The following is a 13,110-nucleotide window of genomic DNA, read 5'->3' as shown; positions in this document are numbered from 1 at the left end:
CCTCAGGACTGGTTTTTAATCAAAGCCAGTTCCTGAAGCCTGGCTCTGAAGCGGCGTTCACGGCGCTGTCCCCACAGGTAACAGTGCAAAGAAAACACCACTCCCAACCCCAGAGCCCCGTAGAACCGCATTGAAGAAAAGTCCGGTTGAGCTGCTTTTTCCCCGGTCATCAGTTCCCATCCCAGTATGCCGGCCAGATACAAAACAGCGACCCAGCAGGAATGCTTCGTTAACATGGCAATTTTCACATTGTTGGCTATCTGACGGTACAGCACATCCACATATGCCTGAGTGTTTACGGCAGTGCTGAAAGCTGCATGCCGGCGCAGCCAGAGCAGGTATCCCACCAGCGGAATAGTGATGATAAGCAACCCCCATATCACAGTACGGGAGAAAGACGACAGTTCATCTGCCATGATGTACAACATGAGTATGAGCGGCACCGGGCTTAGCAGATCGATCAGGATGTACAGCCGCTGCTTGCGGCGCTGACCGGTGAGTTCACGCCGTAACTTGTCGATGTCTATGGTCTGCACGTCCTGCTTCTGCCACAGGGCAGCCAGATCATCCGTATTATTCGTCATGATTTAACCTCCTCACCACTTCTTCTTTTGTGCGTTTCAGCAGCACACCGGCGTGGCTGGTTGTGATCCCGCAAACATCTGCAATTTCCCCGTAGGACAGCCCTTCAAGGGATAAAGTCAGCACCTGACGCCCCGGCAAAGGAAGGGTACGTACCACCGAGAGCAGCACTTGCAATTGCTTGTCCTGTGCGGTGGCGTCTTCAGGATTTAGCAATGCAGATACGCCGTGTTCAGTGTTTTCATCCAGTTCATCAGTGCGGGGAAGCCGGGCATTAGAGGCAACATGCGTGACCGCACGGTTATGGGCTATCTTCAGAATGTAAGTTTTCAGGCTGCTTTTGTGTTCAAAACGCTGCAGTCCCTGCCACACAGCAACGGCAATCTCCTGCAACAATTCCTGACGCAGTGCTTCATTAGCCTCGTAACCGGCGGCGACACGGCTCAGTAATCCGTTATACTGTTTTAATATACTGGCGAAATCTGCAGCCAAAATGGGTTCCCGTTCATACAAAAATTCCCTGTTTCCAATGCCATAGTCGCGGGACAAAGAAAAAAATTACAGTTATTTGTAATTTTTTTTATCCCGGCAGGACTACCTGATCAACACGCCGCCATTGCGGTTCAAAACAACCCTGATTACCCGGAGACAACCATGACCATTACCGCCGTGATAATTATCCTGAGTGTGCTGTCGGTTTCCCTGACCGTATGCTTTCTTGATGCCCGCTATAACCTGAAACTGGTCGCGTGGATGAACGGAGAGGTCACCAACCCGTTTATGCAGGCTTCGTTCAGTGAAAAAGTCTCAGCAAAAAAACGGGAAGATACAGAAATGGCAGCCCTGAAAGCCCGTATCGCAGCCCTTGAAGCCATCGTGACAGAGCCTGCCTACGAGTTGAATCAGAAACTCAACCGGCTGTAGCAAAGAGTGAAAGCTTGAACCGGCACCGGCTTCGGTATAGTTTTAAGGGATGAACACCATACCTTCAGTGGTCTGAAATGACCCGTCAGCAAAACACCGGAGACGATGCCGCCATTCAGGCCGATGTCGCCTGGGTTGATGTTATCCACAAAATGGATGAGGCCTATGCCGATCTCGTTCGCTCCCAGGTGGAAATTGAAAATAAAAACGTCGAATTAGAAGAAGCCCAGCGATACTTTGACAGCGTGCAAAGTTCGATGAACGACGTACTGATCGTGTGCGATAACGACGGTATCATTGAAGGGGTTAACCGTGCTCTGACAGAATTTACCGATGAGGCGGAAAGCCACCTTCTGGGATGTTCTGTCGAAGAATTCCTCCGTTGTCCCGGCACTGCACTTTTGCCTTTACTGAAGCGGGTGGATAACCGGCACATTGAGCGGGATGTGGAAGTTATTTTGCAAGGCAGCTTTGGCGACGTGCCCCTGTCGGTAAATTGCTCTCCGCGTATCAACCACCGCGGACGCAAAGTAGGCGTGGTAATGGTAGGCCGTCCGGTGGGAGAACTTCAGCGCGCTTACAAAGAACTGAATGAAGCCCATGCTGAACTGAAAGTCGCCCAGCAACGTCTGGTACAATCTGAAAAAATGGCATCACTGGGTCGCCTGGTCGCCGGCGTAGCCCACGAATTAAATAATCCCATCAGCTTCGTTTACGGCAACATGCACGTGTTGCAGCGTTATACCAATAAGCTTCGCAGTTATTTTGATGCCGTCAGTGACGGAGCAAGCCGTGAAGCACTAAGGGACATGCGTTCTCAAATGCGGCTGGATAAAGCCATTAAAGATCTCGATTCGCTGGTGGAAGGTACAATGGAAGGAGCCGTACGGGTAAAAGAAATCGTGGATGATCTGCGTCAGTTTTCCTCTACTCAGGCGTCGGCCAAAGCCAGCTTTGATATTACTCACGTGGTAAAAACAGCACTGCACTGGATCGTCAAAGAAAGTAAGTTTGATGTGCAGGTTGAAGACACCATGCCGCAGAAACTGCTCGCCTGGGGTCACAGCGGTCAAATTCATCAGGTCATTGTAAATCTGATCCAGAATGCTTTCGATGCGATGGCAACCAGTGATAAAAAAACAATTCACCTTCATGCTGAAACTTGTCACAACGGCGTATTGCTCACCCTGAGAGACAGTGGTACCGGCATTTCAGACACCGACGCCCCGAACCTGTTCGAACCCTTCTTCACCACTAAACCCGTAGGTAAGGGCACCGGGCTGGGCTTATCTATCAGTTACGGCATCATTGCTGAACATCACGGCGAACTGAGTATCAGCAATCACAGTGAAGGCGGTGCCATAGCCCGGCTCTGGTTGCCGGGTCAGGATGGTGATCATGCTTAATCTGCTGTGGCTGCAATCCGGCGGTTGTGGTGGCTGTTCCATGTCACTCCTGAACGCTGAATCTCCAGATGTGCTGGCCATGTTTAAAACTGCCGGTATCAACCTGCTCTGGCACCCTTCACTGAGCGAGGCCAGCGGCCGTGAGTTTATCAGTATACTGGACGGGATTCTGGCCGGAGAGGTGGCGCTGGATATACTTTGTATTGAAGGTTCGATGATGACTGGTCCCGCCGGCACCGGGCGCTTTCATATGATGGGCGGCACCGGAAAACCGATGATTGAATGGGTGCAGTCGCTGGCGGATAAAGCTGCCTGGACCGTGGCAGTTGGCTCCTGTGCGGCATACGGCGGCATTACTGCTGCGGCAGATAACCTCACTGATGCCACAGGCTTACAGTTCGACGGTGAGCAGCAGGGAGGCTTACTGGGCTCAGAATACCGCTCTCAGACAGGCAGTAAAGTGGTGAACATTGCCGGTTGTCCGGTGCATCCTGACTGGGTGACGGAAACATTGATGAGCATGGCAATGGGTGAGCATCAGAACGAAAACCTGGATGAATTAGCCCGGCCACGTATGTATGCCGATCACCTGGTACATCATGGCTGCAGCCGCAACGAATTTTACGAATACAAAGCCAGTGCTGAACAGTTAGGTGACCGTGGATGCATGATGGAAAACACCGGCTGCAAAGGCACTCAGGCACATGCCGACTGCAATATCCGTCCCTGGAACGGTCAGGGTTCGTGCACCAACGGCGGTTATCCGTGCATTAATTGCACAGCACCTGAATTCGAAGAACCCGGCCACAGCTTCTGCAAAACGCCCAAAATTGCAGGTATTCCGGTAGGATTACCCACTGATATGCCAAAAGCATGGTTTGTGGCGCTGGCCTCTCTGTCGAAAGCCGCTACGCCGGACCGGCTGAAAGAAAATGCAACGTCAGATCAACTGATATACCCCCCGACCATCTACAAGCGGGACAAATGAGAGCAACCCTATGAGCAGAATTGTTGCAGGCCCGTTTAACCGCGTGGAAGGCGATCTGGAAATAACCCTGGATATTGAAAACGGCATGGTTGCCGGCGCGCAGGTTAACTCCACGCTTTACCGTGGTTTTGAGCAAATCATGTCCGGGAAGCTTCCCCACGATGCGCTGGTTTATACTCCCCGCATTTGCGGAATATGCTCAGTGACACAATCGGTGGCAGCAGCGCAAGCCCTCGCAGATTGCATGGGCGCAGCTATGCCGCTGAATGGCCAGTTAAGTACTAACTTAATTCTTGCCAATGAAAATATGACGGATCTGCTGACGCATTTTTATCTCTTCTTCATGCCGGACTTTGCCCGTGATGTGTATCGCGATGAAAGCTGGTTCAGTGATATTTCTGCCCGCTTCAAAGCAACGTCAGGCAGTGCCACTGCCGCAATGCTGCCGGCAAGAGCGGCTTTTTTACATTTAATGGGGCTGATGGCAGGTAAGTGGCCACACACACTGACGATACAACCTGACGGTTCAGCCCGGGCTATTGATAAAGCGGAGCGCATCCGTGTACTGACCATCATCTCGGCATTCCGCCAGTTTCTGGAACAAGTGCTGTTCGGAGATGATCTCGATACGATTAACCAGCTTGGCTCTGTCGCTGAACTGAACGCCTGGCGGCAATCGAAACTCTGGCAACACAGCGACTTTACCCGCTTTTTGCACGTCAGTGATGCACTTTCTCTGCATACTCTGGGCAAAGGGACCGGTAACTTTTTAAGCTACGGCGCCTATCCGGCACAGCAAGGCTATTTATTTGCTCCCGGGCAAATCACCGGTGGCGTGCAATCCGCTGTAGACTTGTCTGCCATTACAGAAGATCACGCTCACAGCTGGCTGGTGAACCGTGATACACCATTGCATCCGGCTGACGGCGAAACGATTCCGGATATCAATAATCCGGACGCTTACAGCTGGTGTAAGTCTCCCAGACTGAATAAACAGGTCATGGAGACGGGTGCAGTAGCCAGGCAGATGGTTAACGGCAATCCGCTGATCCGTGAACTGGTTGCCCGTGACGGTGCAAACGTTCACTCCAGAGTCGTGGCGAGACTGCTTGAACTTGCGCTTGTCATTCCGGCTATGCAAAGCTGGATAAAGGCCATAGATCCTGCTGCGCCATTCAGGCATCACGGTAAACTTCCTGAAAACGGCAGCGGCACGGGGCTGGTAGAAGCAGCCAGAGGTTCGCTGGGACACTGGATAGAAATTAAGAAAGGCAAAATTCACCAGTATCAGATTGTTGCTCCCACCAGCTGGAATTTTTCTCCCCGTGACGGCGATGGTGTGCCGGGTGTGCTGGAGCAGGCGCTGAAAGGCGCTCCGGTGCGGGACGGTGAAACTGAACCGGTGGCCGTACAACATATTGTGCGTTCATTCGATCCCTGTATGGCATGCACCGTACACTGATGAGGTAAGTCTTTGCACAGCGAAGTGAACATCGACCGGATAAGGGTGACCGGACTGGTTCAGGGCGTGGGTTTCCGTCCTTATGTGTGGCGTATCGCACGGTCTCTGCAGGTTTGCGGTCATGTATTTAATGATGGCAGCGGCGTAGTCATTGAGGTGCTGTCATCTCCCGCGACAGACCATCTTGCAAGCGCTGTTAAGGATGCGCCACCGCCATTGAGCCGCATAGACAGTATCATCACCGAACACAATGTCAGTGCATCAGGGACAGCGGTTCCGGCAGAAGGCTTTCACATCACAGAGTCGCAAAGTTCTGAAGTCAGAACAGGTTGTCCGCCGGACGCCGCCATGTGTGACGCCTGTCGTGATGAGCTTTTCGACGAAAACGACCGCCGCTACAGATATCCTTTCCTCAACTGCACCCACTGCGGTCCCCGGCTGTCGATCATAAAAAACCTGCCCTATGACCGCGCCTCAACAACCATGTCAGACTTCACATTGTGCGAAACCTGTAACGCAGAATACCATGAGCCGGCAGACCGCCGGTTTCATGCTCAGCCCGTGGCATGTGCCGCATGCGGCCCGGCAATGTGGCTTGAGGACACACAAGGTAACCAGATTGACGCCGGCGATCCCTTTGAGTGGATAGCAGCGCGACTTAAAAGCGGAGATATTCTGGCGCTCAAAGGACTGGGTGGCTTTCATCTGGTATGCGACGCCACCAACCTGGAAACTGTTACCAGACTGCGGGAACGGAAACGCCGTCCTCATAAAGCCTTCGCCCTGATGATGCAGAGCATTGAGCAGGCAGAGCGTTACGTTACCCTCAGCGAAACAGAAAAAGCATTGCTGATGTCTCCCCGGTCTCCGGTTGTGCTGGCATCACCTTTACTTCAAAGCGCCGTTACGGATAAAGCACTTGCCGGCAACATAGCGCCGGACACCAACCGTCTTGGTGTAATGTTACCGTATACACCTTTACACGCTTTAGTCATGGAAGCCGCCGGGATCCCGCTGGTAATGACCAGCGGTAATGCATCCGGGCAGCCTCAGGCGACAGATAACATTGATGCAAGGCGGCAACTGGCCACCATTGCAGACGGTTTTGTTATGCATAACAGGCCGGTACACAGCCGTGTAGATGACTCTGTGGCACAGGTTGCGAACGGACACATTCATTACTTTCGTCTTGCACGGGGATATGCCCCTTTAGTGATGCCTCTGCCCGAAGGGTTTACTGCTGATCTTCAATGCCTTGCTACCGGAGCGGAATTAAAAAATACCTTCTGTATGACGCAGGCAGGCAAGGCCATTATCTCCCAGCACATGGGCGATCTCAGCGACGTACAAACCTGTGATGCTTTTGAACACAGTATTGCGCTGTATCAGTCGCTGTACCAATTTACTGCTGATGTGGTCAGTTGCGATCTTCACCCGGATTATGCCTCCACACGATTTGCCGGCACTGTCATCTCTTCTGCCAGTGATCTGGCTGCGGACGGCGCGGCGCTGTATAAGGTTCAGCATCATCATGCTCACCTGGCGGCCTGCCTGGGCGATAACGAAATCCCGCTGGCATCACCGGCGGTACTGGGAATTTGTCTCGACGGCACAGGTCTTGGCAGCGACGGCACACTTTGGGGCGGCGAAGCCCTGTTTGGTGGTTACCGCTCAGTGGTACATGCAGGAGGGCTCTCAGCGGCGCCGTTACCCGGCGGCACACAAGCAATACTGTCACCCTGGCGCACCTTATACGGACGGCTTTACGGCGTGCTGAACGCACAGCAGACAAGCGCACTGGCTGAATTCGTCCCTGCGCTTTCATCGCCGGTTGCCGCCACGCTCGGGCGGATGATAGACAAACAGCTTAACTGCCCCTTAAGCAGTTCCGCCGGCCGGTTATTTGATGCCGTTGCCGCATTACTGGGTTGTTATGCGACGGGCATTACCTACGAAGGTCAGGCTGCTGTGGCGCTGCAGGGACTAGCTGAACAAGGTCAGCCTCTGGCGCAGTGCTACCGCTTTGCCTTGACTAACGGCAGGCTCGACCCGCTACCGGTTTTACTTGAGATGATTGAGCAGCGCAGGACCGGTGTCAGTACAGCGAGTATGGCACACAACTTCCATCTGAGTCTGGCGCAGGCTTTCACTGAGCTGACCATATCGCTGAATCAGAAATACAGCTTCGATACCGTTGCACTCACAGGCGGTGTTATGCAGAACACTCTGCTGCTGTCGATGCTGAAACAGGGTCTCAGTCAGGCCGGTTTCCGCGTGTTAACCCATCGCTCTTTGCCTGCTAATGATGCAAATATTGCCTACGGTCAGGCGCTGGTGACGCTGGCAAATCATTCAGACCCTCGCTGATAAGACACTTTCCGTTTTCGCCGCAGAACGGAAAGCTGGATGACTACTAAAATCCTGAAAAACCGTTAACCATTTGTTATTAAAGCATTATTTATTGTGGTCTGGTGCTTGCTAACTTGCTGTTGCAACAAACAAAAAACAAAAACAGCTGAAAGCCCGGATAACTTGCTTATTACCCACATATCGAACAGGCTCGGTACAAGCGGATTATTGCGTCTTCAGCAGGAGTATGCGGAGGACCCACCATGTCCCAATTGGAAACTTTTTATAACGTCATGCGCCGGCAGGGTATTACCCGCCGGAGCTTTCTCAAATACTGCAGCCTGACTGCCGCCGCCTTAGGACTTGGCCCTGCATTCGCGCCGCGGATCGCTCATGCCATGGAAACCAAAGAACGCACACCGGTTTTATGGCTGCACGGACTGGAATGTACCTGCTGTTCTGAATCCTTCATCCGTTCTGCACACCCGCTGGTTAAAGATGTGGTGCTGTCGATGATCTCACTGGATTACGATGACACATTGATGGCATCAGCGGGTCATCAGGCCGAAGCGATCCTGGAAGAGACAATTCAGAAGTATAAGGGCAAGTACATCCTTGCGGTTGAAGGCAATCCGCCACTTAATGAAGACGGCATGTTCTGTATAGTTGGCGGTAAACCGTTTCTCGACCAGCTGAAGCATGCCGCCAAAGATGCTGCGGCCATTATTGCCTGGGGCTCCTGTGCATCGTGGGGTTGCGTTCAGGCTGCCAAACCAAACCCCACACAGGCAGTGCCTATTCACAAAGTGATTAAAGACAAACCAATCATCAAAGTGCCCGGCTGTCCGCCCATTGCCGAAGTCATGACCGGCGTGATCACTTACATGCTGACTTTCGGGAAAGTGCCGGAACTGGATCGCCAGGGCCGTCCGAAGATGTTTTACAGCCAGCGTATCCACGATAAATGCTATCGCCGCCCGCACTTCGATGCCGGCCAGTTTGTTGAAAGCTGGGATGACGAAGGGGCCCGCAAAGGCTATTGCCTCTACAAAGTAGGCTGTAAAGGCCCGACGACATACAACGCCTGTTCTACCGTTCGCTGGAATGAAGGTACCTCCTTCCCTATTCAGGCTGGTCACGGCTGTATCGGCTGTTCAGAAGACGGCTTCTGGGACAAGGGGTCATTCTACGACCGCCTGACCGATATCAAGCAATTTGGTATTGAAAAGAATGCCGATGAAATAGGCATGACTGTTGCCGGAGGTGTCGGCGCGGCCATTGCTGCCCATGCAGCGGCCAGTGCAATTAAACGCGCACAGCACAAAGGAGAATAACAACAATGAATCCGTTAAATGCCAGTAGTCTGGACAACAGTGGCCGCAGAATTGTTGTCGATCCGGTTACCCGGATTGAGGGCCATATGCGCTGTGAAGTAAACGTCGACAGCAACAATATTATCCGGAATGCCGTATCCACCGGCACCATGTGGCGTGGTCTGGAAGTCATTCTCAAAGGACGGGATCCCCGTGATGCCTGGGCGTTCGTAGAGCGTATCTGTGGTGTGTGTACCGGCTGTCACGCCCTTACCAGTGTGCGGGCTGTAGAAGATGCACTTGGCATCGATATTCCGCTGAATGCACACATTATCCGTCACCTGATGGATAAAACCCTGAACATTCACGACCACGTTGTGCACTTCTATCACCTGCATGCACTGGACTGGGTAAACCCGGTGAATGCACTGAAAGCTGATCCGGTGAAAACCTCTGATCTGCAGAAGAAAGTATCCATCGCCCATCCGAAGTCCAGCCCGGGCTACTTCAAAGATGTTCAGACCCGTATCAAAAAATTCGTTGAAAGCGGTCAGTTAGGTCTGTTCGCCAATGGTTACTGGACTAACCCTGCATACAAACTGCCTCCGGAAGCGGATCTGATGGCCGTAGCGCATTATCTTGAAGCGCTGGATATGCAAAAAGAGATTGTCAAAATCCACACCATTTTCGGCGGTAAAAACCCGCACCCGAACTACATGGTAGGTGGTGTGGCCTGCGCAATTAATCTCGACGGCACCGGCTCATCCGGCGCGCCGGTTAATATGACCAGCCTGAACTTCGTGCTTGAGCGTATCCGCGAAGCAGAAGCATTCATCAAGAATGTCTACATTCCTGACGTAATGGCGATAGCCACGCTTTATAAAGACTGGCTTTACGGTGGAGGCCTGGCGGCATCTAATGTGCTTAGCTATGGCACACACACCGTGGTACCCGGCGACCGTTCAACAGATTTGGTGCCGGCCGGTGCCATCATTAACGGAAACTGGGACGAGATCCATCCGGTGGATGTTCGCAATCCTGATGAAATTCAGGAATTCGTAGACCACAGCTGGTATCAGTATGCCGGCGGTGCAAAAGGGCTGCATCCCTGGGATGGACAGACAGAAGCCAAATTTGAGCTCGGGCCGAACTTTAAAGGCACCAAAACCAATATCAAAGAACTGGACGAGAGCGCTAAATACAGCTGGATCAAAGCACCACGCTGGAAAGGGCATGCCATGGAAGTGGGTCCGTTATCCCGCTACATCATTGGTTACGCGTCCGGTAAGGAATACATCAAAGAACAGGTCGACCGCTCACTCTCCGGCTTTAATCAGGCCACCGGCATGGATCTGACTCTGAAGCAATTCCTGCCCTCTACTCTTGGCCGCACCCTCGCCAGGGCACTGGACTCTGAGCTTTGCGTAGACTCTATGCTGGATGACTGGCATCAGTTGGTGAACAACATTAAAAACGGCGACAGCTCAACAGCAAACGTCGAAAAATGGGATCCGTCAACCTGGCCGAAGGAAGCGAAAGGCGTGGGCACCAATGAAGCGCCCCGCGGTGCACTGGGCCACTGGATAAAGATTAAAGACGGCAAAATCGAAAACTACCAGGCAGTGGTTCCCACCACCTGGAACGGCTCGCCGCGGGACGAAAACGGCAATATCGGCGCTTTTGAGGCGTCACTGCTGAATACGCCAATGGAGCGTCCGGACGAACCCGTTGAAATCCTGCGTACCCTGCACAGCTTTGACCCCTGTTTAGCCTGCTCCACTCACGTTATGGCGGAAGATGGTCAGGAACTGACAAAAGTGAAAGTGCGGTAAGCCGTTCAGGACCCGGAGAATGTTATGGCTTCAACCATTGAGAAAAAAGAGCTGACCAGCAATCATCATGACGGCAGTGAGAAAGAACTGGTCCGCAAACAGACAGCGGTTTATGTATATCAGGCGCCGGTAAGACTGTGGCACTGGGTAACCGTACTCAGCGTACTGACTTTATGTGTCACCGGTTATTTCATCGGCGTTCCGCTGCCAACCCAGCCGGGGGAGGCCAGCGAGAATTTCCTGATGGGGTACATCCGCTTTGCGCATTTCACTGCCGGATACGTAGTGACAGCCGCCTTCATTGGCCGTATTTACTGGGCCATTGTAGGTAACAGTCACGCCAGAGAGCTTTTCTATCCGAAAATATTTAATGCCCGCTGGTGGAAAGAAGTCTGGCACGAAGTGCGCTGGTATCTTTTCATGGAAAAAACGCCGAAGAAATACATTGGCCATAATCCGCTGGCTCAACTGGGTATGTTTGTACTCTTCATCGTTGGCATTGTATTCATGATCATTACCGGTTTCGCACTCTATGCCGAAGGACTGGGGCAGGACAGCTGGGCAGACACACTGTTCGGATGGGTTATCCCGCTGTTCGGGCAAAGTCAGGATGTCCACACCTGGCACCGCCTCGGTATGTGGTGGATCATTACCTTTATCATGATCCACGTTTACGTTGCCATTCGTGAAGACATCATGTCCAGACAGAGCCTGATCTCAACCATGATCAGCGGCTGGCGGATGTTTAAAGACGATAAACCGGACTAAAAAATGCGCGCCGTACCGGCACGTACTAAAACCATGTGTGATTTCCCAACCAAAACCGCCTGTGCGCCCGGATGTAAAAAGTCCGAGCACCCGGGCGTTTTTCTTGCCCGCTGCTATTTGCAGCCACTGAAAATTTCCCAGTCTGAACTGGCACAAACGTTAGGCATATCCCGCCGCCGCATCAATGAAATCGTACAGGGCCGCAGAGCCATTTCTGCTGATACAGCACTGCGTCTGGCACGGCATTTTCAAACCCCGGCGATGTTCTGGCTGGAAAAGCAGCAGCGCTGGGACCTGTATCAGGCGCAATCCGCCAGCAAGGAAAGAAACCTTCCACAAGCAAGCAATAGCGAAAAGAAACCTTCCGATAACTCATCACGGTAAAATGTAACGCACCCCGTTACACCCCGCCCGGACTGGCCTTACAGGAAACCACCGGCTCTGGCACAGACTTTGTAATACCTTTTCTGTAACAACAAAAAAACTAAAAAGTAAGAACAAAATTTTAACCTGGTTCATTCAGGTGGCAGGCGCATATGAAGAATAAGAATGTACTGATTTTGGGAATTGGTAACGTACTCTGGGCAGACGAAGGTTTCGGGGTGCGGTGCATCGAAACCCTGAACCGGGATTACCAGTTTACTGACAACGTCACCCTGATGGACGGCGGGACGCAGGGCATTTATCTGGTGCAGCACGTTCAGCAGGCTGATGTGTTAATCGTATTCGACGCCATAGACTATGGCTTACCTGCCGGCACGTTAAAGACCGTATACAACGACGATGTCCCTGCTTTTATGGGGGCGAAAAAGATGAGTCTTCACCAAACCGGCTTTCAGGAAGTTTTGGCGATGGCTGGTTTCACCGGCCATTACCCTGCCGATCTGCTGCTAATCGGATGTCAGCCTGCTGAGCTGGAAGATTTCGGCGGCAGTTTGCGCCCTCAGGTAAAAGCACAAATTGGTCCGGCCATCGAAACCGCACTGGACTACCTGGCTGGTTTCAATATACAGGCTGAAAAACTGTCAACCGCCGCTCAGGCATTGTCACCGGAGCAGCTGAACCTGTCGGATTACGAACAGGGTCGTCCGGATGAGCAGGCAGCCTGCCGCACCGGCGACATCCGCTTCTTTCCCACTCAACCCGCCACCAACGGGGAGTCTCACTAATGTGTACCGGTATTCCGCTTCAGGTAATAAGCAGCCAGGGCCTGCGGGCACTGTGCGGTGACGAACAGGATGAGCAGTGGGTAGACATGTCGCTGACCGGTGCACAACCGGACGGCACCTGGGTACTGGTTTTTCTGGGCGCCGCGCGGGAAGTGGTCAGTGCAGAACGCGCGCGGAATATCGCCAATGCGTTACGGGCACTAACACAGGTGATGAATGGTCAGCTGGATTACGACGCCAGTCTGTTTGCCGATCTTATTGACCGCGAGCCGGAATTGCCCGCTCATTTACAAGCTAACAAAACAACCATTTAAGAA

General features: G+C 52.6%; 13 protein-coding genes. 11 read left to right on the top strand and 2 right to left on the bottom strand.

Annotated elements, in window-relative coordinates; translation table 11 throughout:
* Positions 1–2: 2 nt before the first annotated feature.
* Positions 3–584, bottom strand: a complete 582-nt coding sequence (locus tag AC4PME_RS05275; RefSeq protein WP_491044833.1) for a hypothetical protein — start codon at positions 582–584, stop codon at positions 3–5.
* The gene (locus AC4PME_RS05270) at positions 574–1,074 is read right to left on the bottom strand and encodes an RNA polymerase sigma factor (protein WP_491044834.1); all 501 of its coding nucleotides are present in this window, start codon (positions 1,072–1,074) and stop codon (positions 574–576) included. The genes AC4PME_RS05275 and AC4PME_RS05270 overlap by 11 nt, the downstream gene beginning before the upstream one ends.
* A 162-nt stretch (positions 1,075–1,236) precedes the next feature.
* Between AC4PME_RS05270 and AC4PME_RS05265 the strand changes: the two genes are divergently transcribed.
* The 11 genes from AC4PME_RS05265 (at position 1,237) to hypC (ending at position 13,107) form a co-directional block, all read left to right on the top strand.
* Positions 1,237–1,506 (top strand): hypothetical protein, encoded by a 270-nt coding sequence (locus AC4PME_RS05265; protein WP_491044835.1) that lies wholly within the window; start codon positions 1,237–1,239, stop codon positions 1,504–1,506.
* 77 nt (positions 1,507–1,583) lie between these two features.
* A complete protein-coding gene (locus AC4PME_RS05260; RefSeq protein ID WP_491044836.1) occupies positions 1,584–2,912 on the top strand; it encodes a sensor histidine kinase in 1,329 nt (442 codons plus the stop codon).
* Positions 2,905–3,900 carry an NADH-quinone oxidoreductase subunit B family protein gene (locus tag AC4PME_RS05255; RefSeq protein ID WP_491044837.1) on the top strand — a complete coding sequence of 332 codons (996 nt, stop codon included), beginning with the start codon at positions 2,905–2,907 and terminating at the stop codon, positions 3,898–3,900. Before AC4PME_RS05260 ends, AC4PME_RS05255 begins: the two co-directional genes overlap by 8 nt.
* 10 nt (positions 3,901–3,910) lie before the next feature.
* Positions 3,911–5,362, top strand: coding sequence for a nickel-dependent hydrogenase large subunit (locus tag AC4PME_RS05250; RefSeq protein ID WP_491044838.1), 1,452 nt, complete (start codon positions 3,911–3,913; stop codon positions 5,360–5,362).
* 12 nt (positions 5,363–5,374) lie between these two features.
* Complete coding sequence (hypF, locus tag AC4PME_RS05245) at positions 5,375–7,729, top strand: carbamoyltransferase HypF (RefSeq protein WP_491044839.1); 2,355 nt, start codon at positions 5,375–5,377, stop codon at positions 7,727–7,729.
* 245 nt (positions 7,730–7,974) lie between these two features.
* The gene (locus AC4PME_RS05240) at positions 7,975–9,045 is read left to right on the top strand and encodes a hydrogenase small subunit (protein WP_491044840.1); all 1,071 of its coding nucleotides are present in this window, start codon (positions 7,975–7,977) and stop codon (positions 9,043–9,045) included.
* 5 nt (positions 9,046–9,050) lie between these two features.
* Entirely contained in the window at positions 9,051–10,856 is a 1,806-nt protein-coding gene (locus AC4PME_RS05235; protein WP_491044841.1) for a nickel-dependent hydrogenase large subunit, read from the top strand.
* Positions 10,857–10,880: 24 nt separating this feature from the next.
* Positions 10,881–11,624: a Ni/Fe-hydrogenase, b-type cytochrome subunit gene (gene cybH, locus AC4PME_RS05230; RefSeq protein ID WP_491044842.1), complete on the top strand. Its 744-nt coding sequence runs from the start codon at positions 10,881–10,883 to the stop codon at positions 11,622–11,624.
* Positions 11,625–11,627: 3 nt separating this feature from the next.
* Positions 11,628–12,008 carry a HigA family addiction module antitoxin gene (locus tag AC4PME_RS05225; protein WP_491044843.1) on the top strand — a complete coding sequence of 127 codons (381 nt, stop codon included), beginning with the start codon at positions 11,628–11,630 and terminating at the stop codon, positions 12,006–12,008.
* A 152-nt stretch (positions 12,009–12,160) separates the two neighbouring features.
* Positions 12,161–12,793: a HyaD/HybD family hydrogenase maturation endopeptidase gene (locus AC4PME_RS05220; protein WP_491044844.1), complete on the top strand. Its 633-nt coding sequence runs from the start codon at positions 12,161–12,163 to the stop codon at positions 12,791–12,793.
* Positions 12,793–13,107 carry a HypC/HybG/HupF family hydrogenase formation chaperone gene (hypC, locus tag AC4PME_RS05215; protein ID WP_491044845.1) on the top strand — a complete coding sequence of 105 codons (315 nt, stop codon included), beginning with the start codon at positions 12,793–12,795 and terminating at the stop codon, positions 13,105–13,107. Before AC4PME_RS05220 ends, hypC begins: the two co-directional genes overlap by 1 nt.
* Positions 13,108–13,110 lie beyond the last annotated feature (3 nt).

This window comes from Alteromonas sp. (assembly GCF_984505615.1).
The sequence above is the reverse complement of the archived record's forward strand: the minus strand, read 5'-3'. Positions and strand labels throughout refer to the sequence as shown.